The 25553-nt window shown below is 44.0% G+C and carries 27 protein-coding genes; 12 read left to right on the forward strand and 15 right to left on the reverse strand.

The genetic code is table 11. The features are described 5' to 3' along the window. Window positions 1-7: 7 nt before the first annotated feature. Entirely contained in the window at window positions 8-544 is a 537-nt protein-coding gene (locus R7127_RS07160) for a hypothetical protein (protein WP_017635864.1), read from the reverse strand. Further along, the gene (locus R7127_RS07165; RefSeq protein WP_172563880.1) at window positions 534-1325 is read right to left on the reverse strand and encodes an SURF1 family protein; all 792 of its coding nucleotides are present in this window, start codon (window positions 1323-1325) and stop codon (window positions 534-536) included. The genes R7127_RS07160 and R7127_RS07165 overlap by 11 nt, the downstream gene beginning before the upstream one ends. Between R7127_RS07165 and R7127_RS07170 the strand changes: the two genes are divergently transcribed. After that, complete coding sequence (locus tag R7127_RS07170; protein ID WP_005375504.1) at window positions 1324-1560, forward strand: DUF2909 domain-containing protein; 237 nt, start codon at window positions 1324-1326, stop codon at window positions 1558-1560. The two genes, R7127_RS07165 and R7127_RS07170, sit on opposite strands and share 2 nt — an antisense overlap. Before the next feature lie 24 nt (window positions 1561-1584). On the opposite strand, the gene R7127_RS07175 is transcribed toward R7127_RS07170, so the two are convergent. From R7127_RS07175 to coxB, 4 genes are read right to left on the reverse strand one after another with little or no spacing between them, the layout of a single operon-like run. Beyond that, window positions 1585-2469, reverse strand: coding sequence for a cytochrome c oxidase subunit 3 (locus R7127_RS07175; RefSeq protein WP_005385214.1), 885 nt, complete (start codon window positions 2467-2469; stop codon window positions 1585-1587). Between the two features lie 51 nt (window positions 2470-2520). Beyond that, entirely contained in the window at window positions 2521-3060 is a 540-nt protein-coding gene (locus tag R7127_RS07180; RefSeq protein WP_005385211.1) for a cytochrome c oxidase assembly protein, read from the reverse strand. 20 nt (window positions 3061-3080) lie between these two features. After that, window positions 3081-4712, reverse strand: a complete 1632-nt coding sequence (gene ctaD, locus R7127_RS07185) for a cytochrome c oxidase subunit I (protein ID WP_318141918.1) — start codon at window positions 4710-4712, stop codon at window positions 3081-3083. After that, complete coding sequence (coxB, locus tag R7127_RS07190) at window positions 4709-5872, reverse strand: cytochrome c oxidase subunit II (protein WP_172563882.1); 1164 nt, start codon at window positions 5870-5872, stop codon at window positions 4709-4711. Before coxB ends, ctaD begins: the two co-directional genes overlap by 4 nt. 330 nt (window positions 5873-6202) lie before the next feature. Here coxB and R7127_RS07195 point away from each other — a divergent pair, with 330 nt between their 5' ends. Beyond that, window positions 6203-7897 (forward strand): phospho-sugar mutase, encoded by a 1695-nt coding sequence (locus R7127_RS07195; RefSeq protein ID WP_017821603.1) that lies wholly within the window; start codon window positions 6203-6205, stop codon window positions 7895-7897. A gap of 98 nt (window positions 7898-7995) precedes the next feature. Here R7127_RS07195 and R7127_RS07200 read toward each other — a convergent pair whose 3' ends face one another. Beyond that, the gene (locus R7127_RS07200; RefSeq protein ID WP_005375519.1) at window positions 7996-8418 is read right to left on the reverse strand and encodes a GNAT family N-acetyltransferase; all 423 of its coding nucleotides are present in this window, start codon (window positions 8416-8418) and stop codon (window positions 7996-7998) included. A gap of 79 nt (window positions 8419-8497) precedes the next feature. Then, complete coding sequence (locus R7127_RS07205; RefSeq protein WP_017635859.1) at window positions 8498-9130, reverse strand: LysE family translocator; 633 nt, start codon at window positions 9128-9130, stop codon at window positions 8498-8500. 229 nt (window positions 9131-9359) lie between these two features. Here R7127_RS07205 and R7127_RS07210 point away from each other — a divergent pair, with 229 nt between their 5' ends. The 3 genes from R7127_RS07210 (at window position 9360) to R7127_RS07220 (ending at window position 11288) form a co-directional block, all read left to right on the forward strand. After that, entirely contained in the window at window positions 9360-10187 is an 828-nt protein-coding gene (locus R7127_RS07210) for an AraC family transcriptional regulator (protein ID WP_062730936.1), read from the forward strand. Window positions 10188-10266: 79 nt separating this feature from the next. Next, on the forward strand, window positions 10267-10977 hold the full coding sequence (locus R7127_RS07215) for an AzlC family ABC transporter permease (RefSeq protein WP_062730935.1): 711 nt from the start codon (window positions 10267-10269) through the stop codon (window positions 10975-10977). After that, the gene (locus tag R7127_RS07220; protein ID WP_062730934.1) at window positions 10977-11288 is read left to right on the forward strand and encodes an AzlD domain-containing protein; all 312 of its coding nucleotides are present in this window, start codon (window positions 10977-10979) and stop codon (window positions 11286-11288) included. The genes R7127_RS07215 and R7127_RS07220 overlap by 1 nt, the downstream gene beginning before the upstream one ends. Here the strand turns inward: R7127_RS07220 and R7127_RS07225 are convergent. Together R7127_RS07225 and R7127_RS07230 are read right to left on the reverse strand one after the other, a co-directional pair. After that, a complete protein-coding gene (locus R7127_RS07225; protein WP_017635857.1) occupies window positions 11285-11899 on the reverse strand; it encodes a fumarylacetoacetate hydrolase family protein in 615 nt (204 codons plus the stop codon). The genes R7127_RS07220 and R7127_RS07225 overlap by 4 nt on opposite strands. Before the next feature lie 221 nt (window positions 11900-12120). Further along, window positions 12121-13179 carry a porin gene (locus R7127_RS07230; RefSeq protein WP_062730933.1) on the reverse strand — a complete coding sequence of 353 codons (1059 nt, stop codon included), beginning with the start codon at window positions 13177-13179 and terminating at the stop codon, window positions 12121-12123. 609 nt (window positions 13180-13788) lie between these two features. Here R7127_RS07230 and R7127_RS07235 point away from each other — a divergent pair. The 3 genes from R7127_RS07235 (at window position 13789) to R7127_RS07245 (ending at window position 16740) form a co-directional block, all read left to right on the forward strand. Continuing rightward, on the forward strand, window positions 13789-14760 hold the full coding sequence (locus R7127_RS07235; RefSeq protein WP_005375535.1) for a porin: 972 nt from the start codon (window positions 13789-13791) through the stop codon (window positions 14758-14760). A gap of 464 nt (window positions 14761-15224) precedes the next feature. Beyond that, the gene (locus R7127_RS07240; protein ID WP_005375542.1) at window positions 15225-16082 is read left to right on the forward strand and encodes a DMT family transporter; all 858 of its coding nucleotides are present in this window, start codon (window positions 15225-15227) and stop codon (window positions 16080-16082) included. Between the two features lie 43 nt (window positions 16083-16125). Continuing rightward, entirely contained in the window at window positions 16126-16740 is a 615-nt protein-coding gene (locus R7127_RS07245; RefSeq protein WP_005375543.1) for a glutaredoxin domain-containing protein, read from the forward strand. A 127-nt stretch (window positions 16741-16867) separates the two neighbouring features. On the opposite strand, the gene R7127_RS07250 is transcribed toward R7127_RS07245, so the two are convergent. The 3 genes from R7127_RS07250 to R7127_RS07260 form a co-directional block, all read right to left on the reverse strand. Continuing rightward, window positions 16868-17002, reverse strand: a complete 135-nt coding sequence (locus R7127_RS07250) for a hypothetical protein (protein ID WP_017635854.1) — start codon at window positions 17000-17002, stop codon at window positions 16868-16870. Between the two features lie 133 nt (window positions 17003-17135). Further along, window positions 17136-17483: a hypothetical protein gene (locus tag R7127_RS07255; protein ID WP_005375501.1), complete on the reverse strand. Its 348-nt coding sequence runs from the start codon at window positions 17481-17483 to the stop codon at window positions 17136-17138. Between the two features lie 175 nt (window positions 17484-17658). Beyond that, window positions 17659-18852, reverse strand: a complete 1194-nt coding sequence (locus R7127_RS07260; RefSeq protein WP_017821607.1) for a multidrug effflux MFS transporter — start codon at window positions 18850-18852, stop codon at window positions 17659-17661. Between the two features lie 105 nt (window positions 18853-18957). Here R7127_RS07260 and R7127_RS07265 point away from each other — a divergent pair, with 105 nt between their 5' ends. Both R7127_RS07265 and R7127_RS07270 read left to right on the forward strand, forming a co-directional pair. Further along, the gene (locus R7127_RS07265; protein WP_053350492.1) at window positions 18958-19845 is read left to right on the forward strand and encodes a LysR family transcriptional regulator; all 888 of its coding nucleotides are present in this window, start codon (window positions 18958-18960) and stop codon (window positions 19843-19845) included. A gap of 183 nt (window positions 19846-20028) precedes the next feature. Further along, a complete protein-coding gene (locus R7127_RS07270; protein ID WP_318148308.1) occupies window positions 20029-21849 on the forward strand; it encodes a putative bifunctional diguanylate cyclase/phosphodiesterase in 1821 nt (606 codons plus the stop codon). A gap of 106 nt (window positions 21850-21955) precedes the next feature. Here the strand turns inward: R7127_RS07270 and R7127_RS07275 are convergent, their stop codons facing one another. Further along, window positions 21956-23239 (reverse strand): peptidoglycan DD-metalloendopeptidase family protein, encoded by a 1284-nt coding sequence (locus R7127_RS07275; RefSeq protein WP_025768471.1) that lies wholly within the window; start codon window positions 23237-23239, stop codon window positions 21956-21958. Between the two features lie 124 nt (window positions 23240-23363). Beyond that, entirely contained in the window at window positions 23364-23993 is a 630-nt protein-coding gene (locus R7127_RS07280; protein WP_017635850.1) for a hypothetical protein, read from the reverse strand. A gap of 200 nt (window positions 23994-24193) precedes the next feature. Here R7127_RS07280 and R7127_RS07285 point away from each other — a divergent pair, with 200 nt between their 5' ends. After that, on the forward strand, window positions 24194-24595 hold the full coding sequence (locus tag R7127_RS07285) for a GFA family protein (protein WP_017635849.1): 402 nt from the start codon (window positions 24194-24196) through the stop codon (window positions 24593-24595). A gap of 153 nt (window positions 24596-24748) precedes the next feature. Next, on the forward strand, window positions 24749-25420 hold the full coding sequence (locus R7127_RS07290) for a YoaK family protein (RefSeq protein WP_005375484.1): 672 nt from the start codon (window positions 24749-24751) through the stop codon (window positions 25418-25420). The last annotated feature ends 133 nt before the right edge of the window (window positions 25421-25553 follow it).

Raw genomic sequence — 25553 nt, forward strand, 5'->3', positions numbered from 1 at the left:
ACTTCCTCTAACCGACTCGTGACAGTTTTAAGAGCTTGCGTAAGTCCGCCAACATACCTTTATTCAATAGGACTAAGTCCTCATTTGGTTTCGGCGAGTAAGACATCACCAGTTGCCCAAGAGGATCAACGATCAACATTTGCCCAGGTTTCACTTTTGCGGTAACCAATTCATTCATTTGCATCGCTAACATCGATACTTCCATGGGATCTGAATGCTCAGTCTGCCAAACGACTGGCACTACTCGCTCTTGATACTTACCTAAAGCAACATGACTTTGCTGAAGCAGGTAAAGCTGCTGTTTACACTGTTCAGTGCATTCGTTAGGCAATACATAAGCGAGTTGCCAACCATGGTCTTTGAGAGGTGACTCTTGACCAAGCTGCTCTAACGTCGTGTATGGTTCGACTAACTCGCCTCTATTGGTCACTCCGCTTTGATACCACCCTTGTGTGAGAATGACTTTTGCAATGACAGCGGGAAGCGCGAACGTACAAACCAGCGCAATCAACATTAGTCGCCCTTTGGTTACTTTAGATGTCATGCTTCACCTCCATGTGACGCAACTTTTTTTGCCAACGAACAAAAACAATTAAAGTCAGTATTAAGAAAACACCTGCCATCGAAAACCATTGAATCGAATAGCCAAAATGTTTGGCACTATTGAGTGGTAATGGATTCCAAGGAAAGTCATAGGGCCAACGAGTTAAATTGTCTGGCTGCAAGACTGCGGGCATAAGTTCAATATTCAGTAGCTGATTCAATTGCGCGATGTTTAGGTTTTGCACGCGAATAACATCGCCAACTTCCGGCATTAACTCTGAGCTCAGTGGATTAGTAGATTTTCGGTACAGGCGTCCTGTGATGAAAATCGAATTATCGAGTTTGGTGACCGTTGGTAACATTGAGCGATCTGCTCTTCCCTCGACAAAACCAAGCTCCAATAACGCATAGGTACTAGGCTCATCGCTCGTCAATACAATCTGAAATGCTAAATATCCCACACTGCCTTGATTCGTTTGGTTGTCTAACAAAATTACGGGAAACGCCTGAGGAACAACATTAACTTCCACTTTTTTCCCGAGGATACTTTCCTCTCGCCAGTCGTTGTCTTCAAGAACGACGCTTAGTGCTTGGTACGCACTATCCGCACGCGCGAGAATGGCTTGTTCCAATGCTTGTTTTTCTTGCCCTCTCTCAAACTGCCAAAAACCCAGTTTGACCAAAAGAGAAAACACAACCACAGTTAAACCAACTGCAACCCAAAACCGTTTCGATAGCCATAATTGTCTTGATAACAACAATGATGAAACCGGAGGTGCCATGTCCACCGTATTTCTATTCAAACTGACGCTTGTCCTTTTGCTGCTTTTCATTATCTTCAACCTCGCAAAAGCGCTTATCGAAATGGTTCGTGAAGACCCAGATAATCCTGAAAAAAGAGACAAACCCATGAGTCATTACTTAGGCCGTCGAGTCATGTTCTCCGCTTTGGTGGTCGTCCTTTTGCTTATTGCGCTCAGCTCGGGTTGGCTAGCACCAAACCCTCGCCCTTATTAGTCGAACCAAGAGTTCACACTGAGCCTAAAGTACGTAAACAAACACAAACAGACATAACCAAACCACATCCACGAAATGCCAATACCAGCTGCCCGCTTGAAAGGCAAAATGGTTCTTTGGCGAAAAGTGATCTTTAGCGATTCTAAACAGCAGCACGATTAAGAAGATAGTCCCAAGACAAACGTGTAAACCGTGGAATCCCGTCAACATGAAGAACGTGTTACCGTAAATACCGGACTGCAACGTGAGCCCTATGTCTTGATAAGCATGAACATACTCAACCGCTTGGTAATATAGGAAAAAGCCAGCAAGTACGATGGTTATCTCTAACCAAACAATCAGTGCCGTTCTTTTGTCTTGTTCAAGGCTTATATGCGCCATATGTAGCGTAATAGACGACAATAGCAGCAAGATAGTGTTGGTAAGGGGTATGCCCTGCCACGGCATAGCTTGTGTTGTTTCTCCTCCCGGCGTCAGTGTGAGTGGCCACATCGCTTCGAAGGTTGGCCACAGGACTTCGTTAGTCATGAAGTTATTATCTGCCCCACCTAACCAAGGCACAGAAATCATTCTGGCGTAGAACAAGGCACCAAAAAAGGCACCAAAAAACATCACTTCAGAAAAGATAAACCAGCTCATTCCTTGGCGAAAAGAACGAGTAATTTGCGAGCTGTATTTTCCACTCAGTGATTCAGTAATCACATTACTAAACCAACCAGCCAACATGTAAAGCAAGAACAAGAAGCCCACCGCTAGCACAATGCCACCAATGGTTCCCACTGCACCGTCACTTTGTGTCCCCTGGACGGTCATGCCTGCGCCAACAGCAACCAAAAACAGAGCAAATGCACCGATGATCGGCCAGCTACTTTGAGCGGGAACATAATATGTTCCTGGCTTGTTACTCATAATTTCTCTCCTTACTGACCAACCTTGGTCTGTATCTCTCTCCCTGAGTGGCTAAGAGCCTGTAGGAGGGGGAAGTTTATAGAGTGTGTAAGACAGCGTTAACGTGTGTATAGACTCCGGCAAGTCCGGTTCGATATAAAAAATCAACGGCATTTGAGCTTGCTGTTTACCATCCAGAGGCTGCTGGTTAAAGCAAAAACACTCAATCTTATTGAAGTAAGCAGCTCCAGTCCCGGGAGAAACAGAAGGAACGGCTTGCCCCACCAACTTCTGCCCGCTTTCATTAAATGCAAGGTATTCGGTTTGTACGACTTCACCTGGGTGAACATCCATCGAAATCACTTTGGGTCTAAACTCCCAAGGCATATCTGGGCTGACATGCGCCATAAACTCCACGCGAACAGTTCTGCTCATGTCCGGTTGCATACCTGTCGGTTGAATGGCGGCTACTTCACTTGTCTTTCCATTGATTCCCAGTGCGTCGCACATCACGTCATAAAGTGGGACCAGTGCATAGCCGAAGCCAAACATTAACAGGGTCGCCAAAAGCAACTTCACGGTGAGCTTCTTGTTTGATGGATTCGGTTTCATGTCACTCACCCCACTCTTTGCTAGTCAATCTTAGGCGGTGTAGTAAACGTATGATGCGGCGCAGGGCTTGGCACTGTCCACTCTAAGCCTTCCGCACGTTCCCACGGTTTTGCAGAAGCCTTCTCCCCGCCACGAATACACTTGATCACCAACCATAAGAAGATCAGTTGTGACAACCCAAATGCAAACCCACCAATTGATACTATTTGATTAACATCAGCAAACTGAATGGCGTAATCCGGTATGCGCCTTGGCATGCCTGCTAAGCCTAGGAAGTGCATTGGGAAAAACAGGACATTGACGGAAATAACTGAGCACCAGAAATGCCATAAACTCAGCTTGTGGTCGTACATATTGCCCGTCCACTTAGGTAGCCAGTAGTATGCCGCTGCCATGATCGAGAATACCGCACCAGATACCAACACATAATGAAAATGGGCAACCACGAAGTAAGTGTCATGATATTGGAAATCCGCCGGCACAATCGCCAACATCAGTCCCGAGAAGCCGCCAATAGTAAAAAGCACAATAAAGGCAATGGCAAACAACATTGGCGTTTCAAATGTCAGAGCTCCACGCCACATGGTGGCAACCCAGTTAAAGACTTTAACCCCCGTTGGTACCGCAATCAGCATAGTGCAATACATAAAGAAGAGCTCAGCAAAAACTGGCATCCCCGTGGTAAACATGTGGTGCGCCCACACAAGGAAAGATAACAATGCAATGCTGCACGTCGCGTAAACCATCGAATGATAACCAAACAGCTTCTTACCACTGAAAGCAGGCAGAATAGCGGAGATGATTCCAAACGACGGTAAAATCATGATGTACACTTCTGGGTGACCAAAGAACCAAAAGATGTGTTGGAACATTACCGGGTCACCACCACCAGCTGCGTCAAAGAAGCTAGTCCCGAAATATTTGTCAGTAAGAACCATGGTCACCGCACCCGCTAGTACCGGCATAACCGCGATCAACAAGAAAGCGGTGATTAGCCAAGTCCAAACAAACATTGGTAACTTGAACCAAGTCATTCCCGGAGCTCGCATATTTACGATCGTCACGATAACGTTGATCGCGCCCATAATGGAGCTGATACCCATGATATGCACAGAGAATACAAACAGCGCAGTGCTATCCGGGCCATAAGTCGTGGACAGCGGAGCATAAAACGTCCAACCAAAATCAGGACCGCCACCAGGTAAAAACAACGAGCTCAACAAAATAAGAAATGCAAAAGGTAAGATCCAAAAGCTCAAGTTGTTCATACGCGGCAGCGCCATATCTGGAGCGCCGATCATCATCGGGATCATCCAGTTAGCAAGACCCGTAAATGCTGGCATCACCGCACCAAATACCATTACTAAACCGTGTACCGTGGTCATTTGATTAATAAACTGCGGATCGACTAGCTGTAGCCCTGGCTGGAACAGTTCGGCACGAATGATCATAGCCATCGCACCACCTGTTAGAAACATCGCAAAGCTAAACCAAAGGTAGAGGGTGCCTATGTCTTTATGGCTTGTAGAATACAACCAACGAGTGATGCCCTGGGGTGCATGATGCTCGTGATCATCATCAATCGCAATCGTACTGTTCGCACTGGCTTCTGCTGGCGCAGACTTCACTGCCTTATCTATTGGCTTACTCATATTTCCTCCTTAGCACTGCCTTGTGCCTTAAAGGCATTCACATCGGATGCTTGCACTGTATCGCCAGTATCGTTGCCCCATGCATTTCGTTGATATGTGATAACCGCGCCAATTTCTTTGTCACTTAACTGATTAGAAAAAGCCTGCATTGCGGTGCCCGGGCGACCGTTGACAATAATATCTATGTGCTCTGTAACGTCTCCGGTTGCAATAGGACTGCCTTTAATCGCGGGAAATGCACCCGGAATCCCCTCACCATTTGCCTGATGACACACAGCGCAACGCGCCGTATATATCGATTCGCCTTGCAACATCAATTCGTCCATAGATAAGTCTTGAGAGAGCGCTTCTTGTGCCGCCGCTTTTTGAAGTGCGAGTTCTTCCTTCTTACTCGCTAGCCATTCATCGAACTTCTCTTCTTCCATCGCATGCACCACCACCGGCATAAATCCGTGTGCACGACCACATAGCTCCGCACATTGGCCGCGATATACGCCTGGCTCATCAATTCTTGTCCATGCTTCATTAATAAAACCTGGAATGGTGTCTTTCTTGACGGCAAAGTCCGGTACCCACCAAGAGTGAATAACATCATCAGAAGTCATCAAAAAACGCACTTTACGATTCACAGGCAACACCAAAGGGTTGTCTACTTCCAGTAAGTAATGCGCGCCTTTAGCTTCGATTCCATCAATTTGTTTTTGGCTGGTGGCAAGCAAACTAAAAAACTCAACATCTTCGCCAAAATAGCTGTAATGCCATTTCCATTGCGAGCCTGTGATCTTGACCGTGATATCTGATTGGGTTGTGTCTTCCATTGCGACTAGAGTTTTTGTTGCGGGAATCGCCATAGCGACAAGAATGATGATGGGTATGACCGTCCAAACAATTTCCACTTTTGTGCTTTCATGGAAATGTGCGGCAACTGCTCCTTTTGACTTGCGATGACGGAAGATGGAATAGAACATCACACCAAAAACAATCAAAGCAATTACACAGCAGATATAGAAAATCAGCATATGTAATTCATACACTTGCCCACTTATCTCTGTGACCCCTTTTGTCATGTTGTAGTCATTTTCCTTTGACCAACCAAAAGAGGAAAATGTGATTAAAATCACATTCAGTGATAAGGCTAGAGTAGTCGTTAATCTTTTCAAAAGATCTCTCCTCTGCTCAGCCGCTACGCCTACGCGAGCTTCCTTGCGTCCCGATGCAAATATCGAACAACTTTACGAAAAATCACAAAAACTACGATTTCGACACGGTTTGTTATATTTATGTTAAAAGGCTAGTTATAGTTCCAAGGTTCTTCAAGAAATTAAATATGATTAAATTTTGTTCGGATAAGAAAAATTAATTCGGTTTATCGATTGCCCTCTTTGAAATGTAATTGAGAACCATTTACATTGATTTAAAAGAAAACATTGAGATACTTACCAAACGAAGTGTCCAAGAAAGTAGGCTCCCCCTACTAAGGAATGACTGATATGACAGCACTAATTACGCAATGGCTAGAACGAGACCCTGATCCTAAGACTCGTGAAGAGCTACAACACCTAGTCGATACGAACAATGAACAAGAACTTACTGATCGCTTTGGCTCACGCCTTGCCTTTGGTACTGCAGGCTTACGTGGCAAAGTGGGCGCAGGTCCAAACCGAATGAACCGCTTGGTGATTCAAGAGACCGCCACTGGTTTAGGGCACTATTTGCTTGAGCAAGTCAAAGATGCCGCGAGTCGTGGTGTCGTTATTGGCTACGACGGTCGTCCCGATTCAAAACAATTCGCGCATGATACCGCATCCGTACTGACGGCCCTTGGTATCAAGGTTTACCTAACGTATGACGTTGCAGCAACCCCAATTGTTGCGTTTGGTGTCCGTACATTGAATGCTGCGGCCGCTGTTGTTGTTACTGCCAGCCACAATCCACCAGAATACAATGGCTTCAAAGTATATTGGGAAAATGGCGCACAGATTATTCCTCCACACGACTCTGGAATCGCAGCGAAAATTGATGACGCAACAACGAAGCCATTACCTTTAATGTCTCTCGATGATGCAAAACAGCACGGTTTGTTAGTTTGGTTGGAAGACGACTACTACCAAACTTACCGTAAGACAATGAATGAAAACGCGCTGCTTACTCCTGACAACAACACCGATATTTCTATCGCTTACACTGCGATGCATGGCGTTGGCGCGAATATGGCGGAAACGCTACTTGCCGACGCAGGCTTCCAAAAAGTGGCAAGTGTTAAGGAACAGCGCGAACCTGATGGAAGCTTCCCAACCGTCAACTTCCCAAACCCTGAAGAAGCCGGTGCAATGGACATGGTGATGGCATTAGGTAAGTCCGTAGATGCCGATATCGCTTGCGCGAACGATCCAGATGCAGACCGTTTTGCCGTGGCAGTTAAACGCCCAGATGGCGAGTATCAGATGTTAACCGGCGACCAAGTGGGTTCACTGTTTGGCGATTACTTGCTGGAACAGCAACCTAACGCTTTGGTTGGCAACACCATCGTATCCTCAAGAATGCTGAGCAGCATCGCTAAGGCACATGGCGCACAATACTATCAAACATTAACTGGCTTTAAATGGCTTACTAACGTTGCCATGGAACAAGAGACAGAAACCAACCCATTCTTGTTTGCTTATGAGGAAGCGCTCGGTTATACCGTGGGTAACAAGGTGTGGGATAAAGATGGTTTATCTGCAATCGTCGCGTTTTCACAGCTAACAGGCAAGCTTAAAGCGCAAGGCAAAACACTGTGGGATAAACTGGAAGAGCTGTACCGCGAGCACGGTTTCTACTTCAACGCACAACGCAGCATCGCTCTCGACCCGAACTCTCCACCAATCGGCGACAAACTCCGAGCCAATCCACCAACAGAGATTGCTGGTAAAAAAGTTGCAGTAACCGAAGATCTTAAAACATCGGTTCGCATGTTTGACGACGGCTCTGAAGAATCCATTGACTTACCAGCAAGTGACGTATTGATTTATCACCTAGAAGATCAATCACGCGTGATTGTTCGTCCTTCTGGTACTGAGCCAAAACTAAAATGTTACTACGAAGTCATCAACCTCTTCCCTGCGGATATGAGCTATGAACAAGCACAGCAAGCAGCAGAAGCGAAGATGAACGAACTTATCGACGCGCACCAGCAAAGTTTGTAAGTCAAAGAGAAACATAGATATTTGATACAACAAGAGGCGCAAATTCGCGCCTCTTTTTTGATTTTCACTAGAACAAGTCAAGCTAACCCGTGCTTTCCCTAGCCTACAATTTCCTTTTGTAGAAAGTACTTGTGGATGCCCTCTGCAGGATAGCCTGAGTACTGCCCCACTTTCTCAAAACCCAATTTGAGATAGAACTCAAGAGCTTGAAAGCTGTAGGTATCCAAATAAACATGGGTAACCCCATGAGGCTTTACTTTTTGTTCTAGCATCGACATTAATTGGCTACCGAGACCAGAGGTTCGACTTTCAGCGTCTACCCACAAAAACTCAACAAACACCGTATTTTTAAACATTTCGCCAGTCAAGCCACCCATGATCTTGCCATTCTCATCTTTTGCGAAACAGCCTACAGCATGCACTTCCCCTTCAGGTAAATGCAGTCGGTTATAAGATCGAATACCTTCACGAACAAAATCAAGGTCTGTTTGATCTGGATTTAAACAAAATTCAAGCTTCATATATCCTCTCCTTAGGAAACACCAATATCCTAAAACAAAAAGCCAGCAATTGCTGGCTTTCTGATGGAATATGATAACTTTACAAGGCGAAACTACTCAGCATCCACAACGCCAGAATAACAAACACTAACCCCATTAGTTTATGCTGATACGTGCGGAATTTTTCGTTCTCGAGCAGCCCTTTGCCCAATGTGCCTGCTAACCCAACAAGTAATAAATTGAATGACAAGCCAAGAACGTTCAACAATAACCCTAGCGCTAGCATCTGCTCACCGGAAGATGCCGTGATATTGCTTGAGACAAACTGCGGCAAAAACATCACAAAAAAGACCAAGGCTTTAGGGTTGAGCAAATTACTCATCAAAGCACGTTGATAATAAGTTGATGCTATTTTGTTTTGACCATCAAGCTCTGGAGCCGAAGATGCCTCAGCTCGTAAGCAGTCCCAACCCATTTTTAACAAGTAAGCGCCACCTAGTAGATGAAGGACTTTAAGGGCTATTGGGCTCATGGCAATCAGGGTAGATACGCCCATCGCAGCAAGCAAAGTAAGAATAACACCAGACGTCGCATTGCCTAAGCTAGCAAAAAGACCGACCTTCTTACCGTAACTCATACTAGAGCTCGCTATCAGCAACATATCGGGCCCTGGTAACAGTAACAAAGCCACTACTGCGGTGAGATAAACAGGAAGTACAGATAAATCAATCATGATGGAACCGCTTTTCTACAACAAGGCGGCGAATGTTATACCAACAAAATGACATCATCCAGCCCAAAATAGCCAAGATAATTCAAAAAATAAAAATCATAGTTTGCCCAGCTGAAAAATTGCAATCAATTCGCCTGTTTATCAAAATCGAATAGCAATTTTGTACAAAAATAAGCACGATGGATCCGTTACACTTCTAAAATGATTTTCTTGAGCAGACCGGATAAAGATGAAAGAAAAGAATAAGGAAATCGCTACCTTCAAGATAGCTCAAGAGCTCGGCGGTTTAGAACTTCTCGATGCAAAGTATGAGAAGCAGAATTTTTCACGCCATAGCCACGAAGGTTACACTATTGGTGTCATCGAAAAAGGGGCACAACAATTTTTTAGGACGGGCGGGAATCATATCGCGCCACAGGACAGCATCATCCTTGTTAATGCAGATGAAGTACACAACGGGCATTCAGCCTCGGAAGGCGGCTGGGAATACAAAGCAATGTACCCCGTACCTCAGCAGTTTCAAACTTTAGGACAAGAGCTTGGCTCACCAAATGTAGCTCTGCCCTATTTCCCTCAACCTGTGGTTTACGATCCTGAGCTGGCTAGTCAGTTACGACTGGTATTTGAAACACTAGAAAAATCAGACAACCGTTTATTGAGAGAAACTTTGGTTTACGGCACGTTGATCAAGCTAGCCAGTAAACACAGCACTCATCGGGCACCACTGAAAGAGTCAACCAGAGCTCAGCGACAAGTGCAGCTCGTCAGAGAATTTTTGGAAGACTTTCCACAAATGGACGTCTCACTAGAAGAACTCGCGAAACTGTCTGGATTAAGCCCTTTTCATCTGCTGAGAGAGTTTCAAAAGCAATTTGGCTTTCCGCCTCATGCCTATCAAATTCAGCAACGTTTACGTATGGCGAAGAAGCTACTAAAAATGGGACAAAAAATTTCAGACGTGGCACAAGAATGTGGCTTCCATGATCAGAGCCATCTGCATCGACACTTTAAAAAAGCCATGGGCGTCACTCCCGGCCAATACGTCCGTCACAGCTAAAGCAGCAATATTGTACAAGGCGTTATGCGACTACCGAGCTATCTTGGTAATCTGATTTAGGAATAAATAAGAAGAAACTATGGACCACACTTTGCCGTTACAAAAAGAATCAAAAGCCACGCTATTTTGGCAAGGTACACTTGCGATGATGCCTCTGAGTATCGCAGTGCTCCCTTGGGGCTTACTCGCAGGCTCATTCGCAATTGATACTGGGCTTCACCCTTTGGAAGGACAAGCACTATCCGCCATTTTGTTCGCAGGTTCTGCACAGCTCGTCGCGATGGGAATGATTAAAACGGGAGCAGGTCTAGTGACCATGTTACTGACAACGTTTTTTATCACCTCTCGACACTTCCTCTACAGTGTATCGATGCGCAGTAAAATTGCACCGCTCCCTCTACAATGGCGATTATCACTCGGCTTCTTACTTACTGACGAGCTGTTTGCGATTGTAGGCCACCATTCCGATAAACAATTTAATCGCTGGTATGCACTTGGGGCTGGACTGAGTTTTTACCTGTTTTGGAATGTCGCGACATTGACGGGCATTATTGCGGGAAGTCTAATCCCTGAACTGAACGAAATGGGTTTGGAATTTGCTGTAGCCGCTACTTTTATCGCGATAGTAGTACCCACCATTAAAAATGCAGCGGTGCTCGCGAGTGTTATTGTGGCTTTGGTGAGCTCAGTTGCCCTAACCTATTATCAAATTGAGGGAAGTTTGATGATTTCGAGCATTTTAGCCATGCTTACTGGTTACTTTGTGGAACAAGTAAAGGAGAAACGCTAATGATCATGTTGGCTATTTTGCTGATGACGGTACTTGTTTTCACCAGCCGCTACTTGTTTTTAGAACCCAAGCTACCATTGCGATTAGGGACGCGCACTCAAAAAGTACTCAATTACGCTAGCCCCGCAGTACTGACTGCGATCTGGGCACCGATCGTTTTCCTTCCCGATGGGGAGCTCAGCGTCAATGTGCAAAACCCATTTTTACTGGCTGCCGTACTGGCTGCTTTAATCGCGTATTTTACTAAAAATGTTCTTTTAACGACGGTTATCAGTATGGTGGTATTTCTCGTTCTACGAATTTGGCTTTAATCCGCCAACCACTCAATCTCCAACAAGGTGACATCGCCACACTTTAATCGACCAAGGAAGATGTCACCTTCATGTACCTCACCAACGCCCTTTGGTGTACCAGTCATCACTACATCGCCATCTTGAAGTGTTGTGTAACTGGTTAATTCATCCAGGATAGTTAGCGGCGGATAGAGCATTTGGTTAACGTGACCTTTTTGTACACGAACACAGTTGATTAAGAGCTCAAGGTTAAGATCATTGATATCAATGTTATCCAAAGAGACAAACCGACTAAACACAGCAGAGCCATCAAATGCCTTAGCTCGCTCCCACGGCAACCCCTGATTTTTAAGCGAGGATTGCAAACCACGCTTGGTCAGATCCAATCCCAAACCAACCGCTGAATAACGTCCATCCTTGATCAAAAAGCAGATTTCAGCCTCATAATGAAGGGGCTCTTGATGGAATGAACGCAGAGTTGTTGATACGGAAGTTGCGGGTTTATTAAATACCACCATTTGCTCAGGCATTGCATTATTAAGCTCATGAATATGTTCAACGTAATTTCGTCCAACACAAAGCACTTTACCCACTTCTACTTTCTTTTCTTCAACTTGAATAACACTCATCATTCTTCCCTGCAAAACAAAAATCCCATCATAATCTAACCTATTGACTTAACGACACTAAATAGCAACCTCTAGTGTAAAAAATAAGACATTCACCCCGTTTTGAGTTTTGTATCATCTAATTGAAACAGCAAAGTATTTGTAAAACAAATAGACAAAAAAGCCAGCACGAGGCTGGCTTTAGATCAATGGGCTTGAATAATAGTTCTCGCTAAACCCTATTATAGGTAGTAACGAGCACCTAACGCCCATTTGTCATCAGTTTCACGACCATTGTCGTCATTTAGGTCAAACTGGTAACCCGCGTAACCAACAAATTTAGGCGTGAAGTTGTATTCTGCTTGTAGTGCCATTTCTTCACGAGCAGTTTCTGTTTTAGAGTTCTTAAACTCTTTACCTTCCACCATCTCATAGTTAACACTCAAGTTTAGGCTGTTCGCCAGAGCGTATGCGATGATCGCCTCGTACGCATCACTTTCTTCTAAACGGTCACCTTTTACACTGAAGTTCATGTTTTCGTTTGAACCATAAACTGCAGCAAGGAATAGGCCTTGGCCGTACGCACCGTAAGATGCTGATACAACGTGTGATTCCGCCGTGTGCTTACCTGCATATGCAGGGTGCTGGAAATCGCCGCCATTGTAAGAGTAACCGATTTTAGCGCCCATGATTGAGTAAGAAAGCGCAGCTTGCACACGGTCATCGTATTTAGCACCGCCAGTTATAACTCCAGCATCGTTGCGCGTGTAATCATCGTTTGCACCCTGCCAACCAAGACCAAAGTTGATCACACCCGCTTCACCCAGCTCGATGGCATTACGGTAAGAAAGCATTTTATCCGCACGGCCAGTGCCAAGGTTTCCATGATCGTCATAGATGAAGTCGTTGGCAAACGCGATTGGCATATCTGCAATACCTGCGACATCGTAGTAAGGTGACCATTGCGTACCACCTACTGCACGACCATAAACCTCATGCGTTATACCTAAGTAACCTAGACGAGTTTTAAACGACTCTTCACCACCGTCTAAGTAGTTTAGCGCCCATTCACCACGTGCGTCTGCGGTGAAGCCATTACCCAAATCCTGTGTCGCAGAGATATTGATACGAGGAGAGTTAGTACCCACATCCGTGTCACCTTGCTCTGATCCATTTAAATTAACAGAAACGTGGCCGCCCATCGAAAATGTTGTGCCATCGTTATTATATAGTTCCACTGCAACTGCTTGAGTACCGAAGGTTGCTGCCGCGATTGCCGCTGCTAATAATTTTTTATTCATTTCTAAATCCATTACTTATTAGTTGGTTAGTCAGTTTTAGACCCGGCTTTGGTTCACTTTCGCAAAAACGAAATGATGAACAAAGAGAGGAATACAAAGGCTATCCGAGGCATCGTTTCCACCAGATTACTTTTACCTTTGTGTAACAACTGCCGACACTTTATTTGATTAGTTCCTGACAACCGAGTGAAAAGATCTCAGACAAAACCTAAAAAGCAATCGTTTACTTAGTCTTTAAGAAATCGAGAAATAAAAACCTTACAATAAGAAATGCTTTAGAGAGAGTTAGCTCACAAATAGCTGATGATTCGCTATTTTTAGGCCAAACTTCCCTGCCAAATTGAAATGTTTACTTACATTTAGGGTCAAGAAACAATTCAGGAACTTTTTGAAAAAAGCACAGTCTTCAACGGAGAGGAAAAAACCTCAAAAAAGATAAACCTTTCTTTTTATAAGTGGTATGAGAAGGGGCACTTATTCTCGCCAGCAATAAAAGTGCAATCAAATCATAACTTAACAGAAATCTATCTTTCATTTTCAGCCTTTACCTTAGCGTCATCAACACATCGGGCAAGAAAGCCCATCGATTACAACTAGGGTAATAAGAAAATGAAAAAGGCAGCACTAACTACTGCAATTCTTACAGCATTGGTATCAGCACCATCATTCGCAGCAACTGTATACAAAAACGACGGTACTGAATTAAAGGTTGGCGGCCGCGTTGAGTTTCGTGGTGACTTCATCGGTTCAGACGGTGCTGAAGTTGAAGGTTCTATGGAAGATAAAAGCCGTGCTCGTCTTAACCTAAAAGGTAAAACAGACATCGGCAACGGCCTTTCTGCTTTCGGTGTTTACGAAGCCGAACAAAAAACGGGCAAGAGTGAATTCAAAAACCGCTACATGTATGCAGGCGTCGACTCTGATATCGGTGCTTTCTCTGTAGGTCGTCAAGACATGGCTGCAGTTATCATCTCTGACATGACGGATATCACAGAATTCTCTGGTGTTCAGCAAGTTATTGATTCGTCGTCTGATAAGCAAGACAGCGTTTTCGCATACCGTGGTGCGTTTGATGCACTACAACTTCAAGCAACCTACCAAGCAAACTCTAGCGATAACGAAGATAAATACGGCATCTCTGGAATGTACTCACTACCAATGGGCCTCGACTTTGGTCTTGCATACTCTGGTGGCGATGTAGATAAAGATAACTCTGAAGATCAAATTCTAGGTGGTATCGCTTACTCGATGGATAACCTATACCTAGCAGGTACTTATTCTCAAGGTTCCCTGACTGACTCTGAAGACTTTACGGCTTACGAGCTAGTCGCAAGCTACAAAGTAGCAAGTAAAGTGACACTTGCAGCTCTATACACAGCTCAAGAGAATGATCCAGACAACGGTTCAAAGTACGACACCGTTGAAGGTATCGAGCTTGTTGGTTACTACAAACTAAACAGCAACTTCCGTACTTACCTCTCTTACTACATCAACCAACTTGATGAAGCAAAAGATGCAACAACAGGTCTAGTAACAGAAGGCGAAGATACACTGCGCCTAGGCGTACGTTACGATTTCTAATTCACTCTTGTCCTAAGAGCGAGTCCACTTGGCCAGCACCTTTGCTGGCCATTTTTTATTTAACCCAACACAACTCGATAAGTTTTCACACTATCCAAGCATCGCTCAGCAATGAAAAACGAGCGTAACGACGCCTACTTCTGCCCTCTTTTAATGCGATTGATCACTAAGTTAGTGCATTTCATCTAATCGACAACATAGAAAAACCAAAAAACCATTTAAAATCAAATGTATAAAAGTTGGCACGTGTTCTGCAATATTATTTATGCAAATGCATGGCAGCGTTTGTGCTTCTCGTTCTTTGTACCTGTTATAACAGGCACGTCCTTTGAATTGGTAATGTCGCCTCCCTCTGGGAGGCATTTTTTTATTGGCGCGAAAAACAATAGGACGTATGATCCCGCCACCTCTATCAAACTGGAATTTTTCAATTGAATCATCATCCTGTTCAAGGTGCGTCCTGGATGCTAACAGCTGGCTTGGCATTCGCCATAGTGAACAGCTTCGCCCAAATTGCTAGCATCAACTTTGGTGTCTCTTCCACCACATTTGCGTTATTCCAATATGCAATCGCCTTATTTGTTATTCTGCCCTACCTACGTACACTTGGGATTAGACGTTCTTTAAGAACCCAACACTTTGGCTGGCATGCATTCCGCATTTTTCTCTCTGTTATCGGGATTCAACTTTGGTTATGGGCTCTCGCTTACCCAGTTCCAATTTGGCAAGGCATTGCACTTCTCATGACCTCTCCGTTATTTGCCACAGTTGGTTCTGGCTTGTTACTCAAAGAGAAAGTAGGTACTGCACGCTGGCTCGCTACATTGACGGGGTTTGTTGGTGCCATGATCATTCTTGAGCCTTGGGCAGACTCATTTACATGGGCGACCCTGCTACCTGTTGGCGCCGCATTTTTCTGGGCAGCGTATTCATTAATGGTTAAAAAAATGTCGGTAAACGATCCGCCTTCAACCATGGTCGTCTATTTGTTACTGCTGATAACGCCATTTAATATCTTGTTAGCGATACCGACGTTTACTATGCCAGATACGTGGACGATATGGGGTGTGCTTTTAGCCGCAGGTGCACTTACAGCACTCGCTCAATGGGCTATCGTTAAAGCATATGCAGTAGCAGACGCCTCATTTGTGCAACCATTTGATCACGCCAAACTGCCTTTGAATGTTGTTGCTGGTTGGTTGGTGTTTGGTTGGGTGCCACCTGGTCGTTTATGGTTAGGTGCTGCGATTATTATTGCATCTATTGCGTTTATTACGCATTGGGAAGCGAAAAAGACAAAGTTAGTTGAAAGAAAAATCTAATTTAAAAGTTCTATATTTTCAGGAAAGGAAATGAGGAACCCATATGAGTCAACCAATCAAAATTACACTGTATCGCTGGGCTGGTAGTTGGGGCCCATTCAAAGTCAATATTCCTTGTGGTGAATGTACATTAACCAAGGATATTTTAAAGGATACTTTTGAAAACGAACTAGCCGATGTGCCCGTTGAACTTGAAGTAAAAGATTGGTTATCGCACTGGTGGGAACCATTAAAAGCGGGGGCTTGGCATGCACCCATTCTTCTTGTCGAAGGGAAAGTTATCAGCCAAGGAGAAGCATTGAATCGGGGTGTGCTTGTACAGTCTGTTATTGCTGAGTGGGTAAAACGCGATGAGCTAAAAGGCAACATTGTTTATGGTAAAGCAACTTGCCCTTACTGTGTCAAAACCAAACAATTACTTGACGAGGCTGGCGTTCAGTATGAGTACCATGATGTAGTTAAAGACAGCGCCGCCTTATACCGCATGATTCCTGAAGTAAAAGCCATCATTGGCGAAAAAACACCGGTAACAGTGCCGCAAATCTGGTTAGATGGAAAATATATTGGAGGCGCTGACGATTTAGAAAAGTGGTTATCAGCAAAGGGGCTAGATAAAGTGCCTAACAATGTTGTGGAGATACCAAGCCAATCCGCGTAATTCTAGATTTAAATGTCATCAGTCTTTGAGTAGCGTTTTGCCAATGTTGTGCAATATGTTGGCTACTTACTAACAACAAAACAGAGAAAAGCAAAAAGCCCTGATTTTTCAATCAGGGCTTTTTAAATTATTTCGCCAGTTTTTTAATAACACGAGCAAAAACAGAAGCTTTTTTCTTCTTCGCTTTACCGTAAAGCGCTTTGTGCATCGCGTCTTTTGCAATCATCTGGCCAATATAAGCACCACCAAGTTCGTTACCCATGACCTTCTCCTGAATGTATTGACTTAACTATGTTGTAATTTTACACCACAATTAGATAAAAACAAGACTCAAGTCACATTTATTTTGTAATTAACTTTCAGTTTGATTTTCGTGGATTTCTTGAAATGAGCGTCTATCGCTTAGGTTGCTGGTATGTTTTACCCGCTGCGACGTACGTATCTTTCTGTTTGATTTCAAAGAATGTTTCAAAGAACCACGCAGCAAATTTGATCAAGTGATCGCCTTCATTCATGACGTGCTCCACGTATTCTTGCTCTTCTCCGGACTCGTCTTCTTGAGTGGTAATATGGTAAATACGTTTCTCACCATCAACTTCTGCAAGGCCAAACTGACCCGTTAGGGATTGCGCCGCTTGTGCAACTTCTTCTTCCTCACACGCCTTCAAGATTTCAAGTGCCTTTGGCATGCTTTCTTGCTGAGTAATTTCTTTTACCAGTGTTTCAAATTCGTTTTGTTGCATTCTTTCACCTAACGATTAGAGATCGGATAGCCATTGGGCAGAAATGTATTCCAAGCTTGAGAGAGTATCAAGGTTCGCCCTCTTCCTTTCAAACCAAGTCATTCAGTATACACAACAGGCCAGACTTAATTTAGCTGCGCATTTTAGAAAGCCGACCTTCTGGTTGCAAGTATATTCAGATGGAAGTTTCTGCTTGAACCGTCCCTTCTGGCACTTTACGAAATTGGCTTAGTACAAGAACAAAGCAAGAAAGTAACGCAATAAACAAATAAAACACCCCAAGCTGCTGCTGATTCGTAACCCATGAGTCTACTAAGTACCCACCAAACAAACCTGCTAAACACATTTGAATAGAACCAGATAGCGCAGAAACCGCGCCTGCCTGTTGCTTATGTGGTGAAAGTAGCAAACTGATCGAGACCGGGAATGACATTCCTTGAGCAAAACTTAAACACGTGAATGCCGTCAGCAATGAAAATACACTGAAGGGGGTAACCAACAACATGAAGCCTGCAACAGCAACAATCGCGAAACTCATCAGCAAGATTTGCTGAGCTTTGTAACGAGCATTGATCAAGTTCAGCACTAAGCTACCCGTCAGCAAACCAACTGATGGTATGATCATCAAAGAGCCGTAATCTGCCGCCGTTAATCCTAACTCTTGTTGCATTAAAAATGGATACAAGGAGAGCGTAACCAGAGCCGATAAATAACTAAGCCAGTTGTAGCTCGCACTACCAATCACTTGTGTATTCGTTAACAGACGCAAATAGTTCGCGCTTACTTCGCCTACTTTAAATTTTCTCTTCGGATAAGGCAGCGTTTCTGGCAGCACCAATAAACCAAGTGTAAAAATTGCCATTAAATAAATCAGCACAAACACGAAGACAGCATGCCAACTCAGGTGAAAAGCGATCCAGCCACCAAACAGCGGAGCAATAATTGGCATCACAGATGCCGTGACTGAAATATAAGATAGCGCTTTGGTTAATTGCATACCGTCATAACTATCACGCAGTACTGACCGACCAAGTACCGAAGCGCTGCCCGCTCCTAGGCCTTGCAGTAACCGTCCCGCTTCAAGGGCAACAATGTTGTCCGAAAACGCGATGCAAATAACCGTACCAACTAGATATACACTTTGCCCCAGAATAAACACCGGCCGACGACCAATCGCATCAGACAATGGGCCGTAAAAAAGCTGAGAGATACCGAAGCCAACGAGAAATAGCGTGACGAGATTCTGAATCGAATGTTGCGGCAAATTCAAGTCATGACCAATCAATGGCAAAGAAGGAAGATAAATACTAACGCCAACTTGGCCTGTGGCAATGATCATCATCGCTAATAACAATGGTGTTTTACGCAAACGTTCCTCCTACTTTGTGACAGATTGATGGCAAACAGTGTATATTTGATACTCAAAGATGATAATCAGCTAAGTTGGAAAGTAATTAATTCCCAAGGAGATACAATGGACTGGATTCAAAGCGTGAAGAGTTATATTCGTGTGGTCGAAGAAGGTAGCTTTAATGCAGCAGCGCGGAAACTCAATACCACCAGCTCAGCTATCAGTAAGCGAGTTCAATGGCTAGAAGATAAAATTGGCGTTCAACTACTCAAACGTACGACCCGCTCAATTAGCCAAACTGAAGCTGGTGCTCTGTTTTATCAACGAGCAAAAAGTCAGCTTGATTCATGGCAATCGGTATTAGATGAGACTCGCTCAGTCAATCAATCACCAGCAGGGCTATTAAAAATTGGGGCAACGCTGGCCGTTGGTTCCAAGTTTCTAGTTCATTATCTTGATGATTTTCTTGAGAAATATCCAGACATCACACTTCAATTAACAACAACGCTACCAGGCCAATTGCCAGAGCTAAGCTTAGACCTGTTTATTAGCCGGGAATTAGAGCAACTTAATTCGCTAAGTTTCAAAGCCACTGCACTTTTCGAACATAAAGCACAGTTTTACGCCGCGCCTAGTTACCTAAAAAAATATGGCACACCACAATGCGTTGAGGATCTGACAGAGCATAATGTCCTGATTTGGGGTGAAAAACCCTCACGAGAAATCAAAACAAATCGAGGTAAGCGTATCAACTTGTCCGGTAACTTTGCCACGACCAACCCAGAAGCGCTGTTTCATGGTGCCAAAAGAGGCATGGGTATTTTGATGACGAACAACGTCATGATCAAAGATGATCTCAAATCCGGCGCGTTAGTCCCTATCCTGCCCGATATCACAGCGGATAAAGCCACTGTATATGCCTACTATCCAAAGCTGGATTATCAGCATACCCGGACTAAGCTGTTCCTCGATTATCTCAAATCACGATTAGAAGAGGAGAAGCGCGCCTAGCTTAGCGTTTTTATCGCTATACCTTTAAAAGGTTCAAGCATAAAAACATGAAAATAATGATTTGTTCGTTCACAAAATTTGAAAAATCTGCCTTAGTAACCGATAGTTTATTTGATGCATATCAAATAATAATTCGTCGTGTCTTACACGATATGTTAATAACAACGCTAGGTGAAATGCTCGATGGGTCAGGTACAAATCAGTTTCCACAAAATTGATGAGATATTGAAGCTAAACGGCACGGCTCAGCTAAACCGAGTCACGTTAGATATTCATCAACACTTGCAGAGCCATTGCACTTGCGTTGTAGAAGTTGCGCATCTTCAGCATTCGGCTCATACCATTTCCTTCGCCAGCAATGGAAAAATTACAGACAACCTAAGCTACCACCTTTCAGGCACCCCCTGTGAAAAAGTGGCGAAAGACATTGGCGAACATATTTTCTATCAAGACCAGGTATACAAGCGTTTTCCTGAAGATCAGATGTTTCAAGAAGATGGCATTCAAGCTTACATTGGCCTGCCATTGAAGACACAAAATGGCGAAGTTCTGGGAATTTTACTGTCTACCTTTACCCGAAGCATCCACGCGAAAGAAGCGCAAGATATCCTCGACTTCCACCGATTTTATGCCAATGTCATTATTCATAGCTTACGTGAAAAGTGGGTCAGTGAACGTTCAGATAAGCTTCTTAATCAGCTTAGCTATGAGGTATCGCATGATAACCTAACTGGACTGCTCAACCGTAGCTGTTTAGCAGATACCTTGGAGACATTAACGCAGCAGGCGACTCGCCCATTCAGTTTGGCGTATCTTGATATCGATAATTTCAAATCGATCAATGATATCAACGGAAACTATATCGGCGACCAAATCATTAAGTTCACAGCTAACGCCATTCAACAGAGCTTGTCGTCGCCAAACAATGCGTTCCGTGTTGCAGGAGATGAATTCGCCTTCATCACGTACGACGAAGATCCTGTCGCCGTGTGTCAGGAAGTACTCGACAAAATTGAAAGCGGCTACAGCGACAAATCTAACCGGATTTCTTTCACCGTTAGTATTGGTATTGCACGTGCCCCAGTACATATGTTGAACAGCGATGAGCTGATTTTGAATGCCAGTCTCGCTCTCAAAGATTGTAAAAAACACCGCGATACACGGATTCAGCATTACGACACACACCTTAGTGCGTTATACCACCGTAGGACGCAGCTTATTGAGGCAATGCGAATCCAGCTAAGTACTGATATACAAGACAGCGATGAGTTGTATGTAGTGGTTCAACCGATCGTCGATATCACGAGCGACCGCTGGAATTACTTTGAAATTTTGACTCGTTGGAATAGCAATATCTATGGAAATATCTCTCCAGCAGAGTTCATTGAAGCTGCCGAACAATCAGGCCTGATTATCGAGTTAGGTGAACGGATTATTGAACTCGCGTGTATCGCAAAGCAAGAACTCGAAGCGAACCTAGGCTATAAAGTCAAACTCTCCATCAATTGCTCAGCGTATGAGCTGGTTGATTCCAACCGTTATATTAATCACTTAACCAACATGGTTGAAAAGTATCAGCACGAAGCAAAAGACTTTGTTATAGAGCTCACCGAGACCGTCTTACTCTCACAAAGTGGCCGTGAACAGATGGTACTTAACTCGTTGCGATACTTGGGTTTTAAAGTCGCACTGGATGATTTTGGTACGGGATACTCAAGCTTGAACTATATACACAATTATCCGATTGATAGCATCAAAATCGATGCTACCTTTGTGCAGAACATGCTCTCAAATACAACCTCTGAACAAGTAGTGTTTTTGATAGCGCAATTGGCAGAGCTGCTTGATGTGGATTTGATGGCCGAAGGCGTAGAAGACGATAGAGCACTACAAAAGTTAATTGAAATGGGCTGCCACTACATCCAAGGTTATTTTTACTCTCGTCCACACAGTGTTGAAGAAATCGTACACCTGATAAATGAACATGAAGTGCGGAGTGCCTAACGTAATGAACAGACTGCTGTCATAGAATTCAAATCTAGTTAATGTACAAAGTAAAAGAGACCAAGCTATGCTTAGTCTCTTTTTGTTTTTTAAGCGAAGTACTTTATTACAGCACTGCTTTCTCTTTATCGCGTAATAGTCTATCCATTTCATCTCTGTTCGCGACAAAAGTAGCCATCTCTTTCTTAGGAACAGAACTCGCCATTGGGATATTTGCTCGCATAGCGTTAACTGGACGGCCGTATTCAATCAACTCATAGTGAAGGTGTGGCCCAGTCACTCGACCTGTTTTACCAGAAAGACCGATACGCTGGCCTCGAGAAACCTTTTGCCCTTTCTTCACCAAAATCTTACTTAGGTGTAAGTAACGGGTTTTGTATTTGCTGCCGTGCTCAACAACCACGTAGTTACCCGCATAGGGGTGTTTACGAGTCATGATCACTGTACCATCACCAGTAGAAACGACTGGTGTACCGGTTGGTACAGCAAAGTCAGTGCCGTTGTGCGGCGCAACACGCCCCGTTACTGGATGTAAACGATTAGGGTTGAAGCCAGAACTGATACGCCAACGACTACTTACAGGGTAACGCTGGAATGCGCGCTGTAAGCTTTCACCTTTGGCATTGTAGAATTGACCATCAGTATGAAGGTAAGCGGTGATCTCGCGGCCGCGATTATAAATCTTAATCGCCTCAATTTCGTTCTTACCTGTTGGTACACCATTGATGCTTTGTGAGCGGCGAACAACTTCAAATCGATCACCTGCACGAAGATCACGTCCAAAGTTAAGTTGTTCTTTGAGTAAGCTTACGACTTGACTCACTTCCGCCGACGTTAAACCTAAACGACTCGCAGAAGAAGAAAAACTGCCTTGAATAACGCCAACTAAAGGTTCTTGGCTCCACACGCCAGGAATGGAAATATCAGTAAAGTCATAGCTACCATCACTATTCAGCTTGTAGACCACTTTATCTGCAATAGAAAATTGCAGTTCCATTTTCGCTAACTCGCCTGTCGCATCATCACGCCAGAAACGGAGCGTATTGCCCGGCTTAAGTGTATCAAGTGCCAAGTAGTTCAAATCCGTTTCCATTACTTTCATTAACGAGCTGTAACCGAAACCGAGCTGACTAAAAATAGTGCTTAGGTTGTCACCTGCTTGGATTTGATATTCGAAGTTCGGGGGAGTGACAACTTCGGCAGTTGTCGCATCAAGAATTTTTTCAACGACCTGAGATTCAGGTAGGTTCAATGCGATGGTTTTGGTTAAAGATGACTCTTTGAGAGAGTGAGAAACACCAATCGCAACTAAAACTGGCAAGGAGTATAACAGCAGCGCTCTACGACTTGTCAGATTCGGCAACCGTCTTGTAATTTCATTTGTAGACACGGGAATTACTATCTCCTTTCAAACAAGGCTCATAGCTTATGCATTCCCGAATAAGAAATCACTAGGAAATTTCGAGATCTAGCGCAGAAAATACTGAATTTTTACAGAACTCAAAAAAAATTCATCACTGTTGCATATGTAAGTTATTCCCTACACGCTGTAATGTGGATGAATTGAATTGATTTGGCGTGTCTGCCATTGCTTGATCGTCACCGTGCGCTAAATATGAAAGAGTGATAGTTGTATCACTTTTCCATTCGAGCTGAGTAAATTTCACGCGGTCACCAACAAAAATACTGTCTAAAAGTACAACTCGGCTCGGCACGGGGTCAAACTTGAACAAGCCAACATAGTTAAACGAACCGCTACCTTGTGTCGTTACAATCATCGGTGCAACAACCCATGAAACACCTTCAATCTCACGCTGACTAATCGACGCAGTTGGAACAAGTACCTGACCTTTTGTCGCACCTGCATCATAGTCACCGATCAAATAGCCGTTTTCTTTATCCCACTCATCAAGAAAAGTGACCGCACCCTGCTCGGGTACTTGGATCGTCCAAGGGTTACGTGCAGTGATGCCAAGCGTCTCTTGCACAATAACGTTCGTTTCTACTTCTGTTTGAGGAAACTTAGCCATGATCTCGTCATCAGACAAACTAAAACGATAAACACCTGCGATCACAACCACAACCAATAAAACGATTGGAATAAGTAGAATAAGTGGTATCGGCAGGATTTTTTTGTGAGTCATGAAGAGTTCCTTGTTTCAAGGTATAAACGAAAAGCGAGTATACCATTGTATACCCAAATGATTTCACCTCTTCAAGTGTTTCAAAATTAAACTAAACTGATTGTATCCAAATAGTTTCAAGTCCAGAGCTCATAACGAGCTAGTGACACAAGCTCTGTGCTCTAGGTCTATTGGTGTATTGGGACAAATAGGTAATCACGATGACAAAAACCATTCATACATGCGAGTGCGCCTGCGGTTTAGTTGAGATCCGTTGTAAGGGAGAGCCCACCCACACGTCTGTCTGCCATTGCTTCGAATGCCAAAAACGAACTGGCAGTGTTTTTGGGGTACAAGCTCGCTTTGAAAAAGAGCACGTCACTTTAAACGGTGAAGTCACTAGCTATACCCGAATTGGCGATGATGGCAGTGAGGTTCAGTATGACTTTTGTCCATCCTGCGGCACGACAATGAGGTTGTTCGTTTCTGCATACCCGGAAATCATGATCATTCCCGTCGGTCTATTTACCGATAAAGAGTTCCACCAACCTACCGTTTCAGTCTATGAACAAATGAAACACGGGTGGGTGAGTTTCGAATGCACAACGGAACACATCTGCTAGCGAGCAATCCGCGTTCACGTATTTACTTTGGCTCGGACAAACGACCTATAAGTGAGATTTTTTTGAGAATGATCAATCGAGTTTTACTGTAAAGGGTTTCGTAACTCGGTGTGAGCGTTATAATCGGCTCCTAATATTTGGTTGGGGTTTATTGTGATTTCCAGACTTCCTCGTTGGGTGGAATATGGCGCGTTTCTACTAGCTCTTCTCGCGGGCTGCGTCAACGCCGTTGGTCTTCTCGGCTTTCAACACCAAGCGATAACTCATCTTTCGGGAACCGTAACTCAGCTAGGGAACAGCTTGCTAACAGGTGTGGATAGCTCCATTCACCTGCTCTTCATCGTATTTAGCTTTTTGATTGGCGCTGCCTTTAGCGGCTTTTTTATTGAAAGCAGTGCGTTAAAACTAGGGCGAAGATATGGTGTTGCACTGTGCATAGAAGGGAGCTTGCTCTTACTCAGCTTGGGCTTTTTGGTGCAAGGGGATTTGTACGGCCAATATCTAGCATCAGCAGCATGTGGATTACAAAACGCAATGATCACCACGTTTAGCGGCGCAGTAGTCAGAACCACACATATGACCGGAATCATCACCGATCTAGGGATTATGATTGGAGAGAGCTTGAGAGGTCGTCAATTTGACCGACGTAAAGCAAAATTATTCCTATTCATTTTCTTTGGCTTTTTGTTTGGCGGCGTCGCGGGAGCGGCTCTATTTACGGTATATGGTTTATATACGCTAGTTTTCCCAGCAATATTGGCTTTTTCTACAGCTCTGATTTACTGGAGTTACCTATACATACTTAGCCGTCAACAAAAAGCATAAAATTTCGATCCGATTGAAGTGACATGCTTCAATCGGATTTAGCTCAACAGGTTCACACTACCACGGTACAAGAAACGCTGAACGGTATTTTGACATCACTAAAAACCTTAAAATAGATAAGGCTAACTGAATT

This window comes from Vibrio sp. 1159, from assembly GCF_033340395.1.
GTDB classification, from domain to species: domain Bacteria; phylum Pseudomonadota; class Gammaproteobacteria; order Enterobacterales; family Vibrionaceae; genus Vibrio; species Vibrio alginolyticus.

Bases quoted from the DNA above. Each gene is read 5' to 3' on its own strand.
- R7127_RS07160 (WP_017635864.1), bottom strand. From the start codon at position 544: ATGACATCTAAAGTAACCAAAGGGCGACTAATGTTGATTGCGCTGGTT.
- R7127_RS07170 (WP_005375504.1), top strand. From the start codon at position 1,324: ATGTCCACCGTATTTCTATTCAAACTGACGCTTGTCCTTTTGCTGCTT.
- R7127_RS07165 (WP_172563880.1), bottom strand. From the start codon at position 1,325: ATGGCACCTCCGGTTTCATCATTGTTGTTATCAAGACAATTATGGCTA.
- R7127_RS07175 (WP_005385214.1), bottom strand. From the start codon at position 2,469: ATGAGTAACAAGCCAGGAACATATTATGTTCCCGCTCAAAGTAGCTGG.
- R7127_RS07180 (WP_005385211.1), bottom strand. From the start codon at position 3,060: ATGAAACCGAATCCATCAAACAAGAAGCTCACCGTGAAGTTGCTTTTG.
- ctaD (WP_318141918.1), bottom strand. From the start codon at position 4,712: ATGAGTAAGCCAATAGATAAGGCAGTGAAGTCTGCGCCAGCAGAAGCC.
- R7127_RS07195 (WP_017821603.1), top strand. From the start codon at position 6,203: ATGACAGCACTAATTACGCAATGGCTAGAACGAGACCCTGATCCTAAG.
- R7127_RS07200 (WP_005375519.1), bottom strand. From the start codon at position 8,418: ATGAAGCTTGAATTTTGTTTAAATCCAGATCAAACAGACCTTGATTTT.
- R7127_RS07205 (WP_017635859.1), bottom strand. From the start codon at position 9,130: ATGATTGATTTATCTGTACTTCCTGTTTATCTCACCGCAGTAGTGGCT.
- R7127_RS07210 (WP_062730936.1), top strand. From the start codon at position 9,360: ATGAAAGAAAAGAATAAGGAAATCGCTACCTTCAAGATAGCTCAAGAG.
- R7127_RS07215 (WP_062730935.1), top strand. From the start codon at position 10,267: ATGGACCACACTTTGCCGTTACAAAAAGAATCAAAAGCCACGCTATTT.
- R7127_RS07220 (WP_062730934.1), top strand. From the start codon at position 10,977: ATGATCATGTTGGCTATTTTGCTGATGACGGTACTTGTTTTCACCAGC.
- R7127_RS07225 (WP_017635857.1), bottom strand. From the start codon at position 11,899: ATGAGTGTTATTCAAGTTGAAGAAAAGAAAGTAGAAGTGGGTAAAGTG.
- R7127_RS07230 (WP_062730933.1), bottom strand. From the start codon at position 13,179: ATGAATAAAAAATTATTAGCAGCGGCAATCGCGGCAGCAACCTTCGGT.
- R7127_RS07235 (WP_005375535.1), top strand. From the start codon at position 13,789: ATGAAAAAGGCAGCACTAACTACTGCAATTCTTACAGCATTGGTATCA.
- R7127_RS07240 (WP_005375542.1), top strand. From the start codon at position 15,225: ATGCTAACAGCTGGCTTGGCATTCGCCATAGTGAACAGCTTCGCCCAA.
- R7127_RS07245 (WP_005375543.1), top strand. From the start codon at position 16,126: ATGAGTCAACCAATCAAAATTACACTGTATCGCTGGGCTGGTAGTTGG.
- R7127_RS07250 (WP_017635854.1), bottom strand. From the start codon at position 17,002: ATGGGTAACGAACTTGGTGGTGCTTATATTGGCCAGATGATTGCAAAA.
- R7127_RS07255 (WP_005375501.1), bottom strand. From the start codon at position 17,483: ATGCAACAAAACGAATTTGAAACACTGGTAAAAGAAATTACTCAGCAA.
- R7127_RS07265 (WP_053350492.1), top strand. From the start codon at position 18,958: ATGGACTGGATTCAAAGCGTGAAGAGTTATATTCGTGTGGTCGAAGAA.
- R7127_RS07270 (WP_318148308.1), top strand. From the start codon at position 20,029: ATGGGTCAGGTACAAATCAGTTTCCACAAAATTGATGAGATATTGAAG.
- R7127_RS07280 (WP_017635850.1), bottom strand. From the start codon at position 23,993: ATGACTCACAAAAAAATCCTGCCGATACCACTTATTCTACTTATTCCA.
- R7127_RS07285 (WP_017635849.1), top strand. From the start codon at position 24,194: ATGACAAAAACCATTCATACATGCGAGTGCGCCTGCGGTTTAGTTGAG.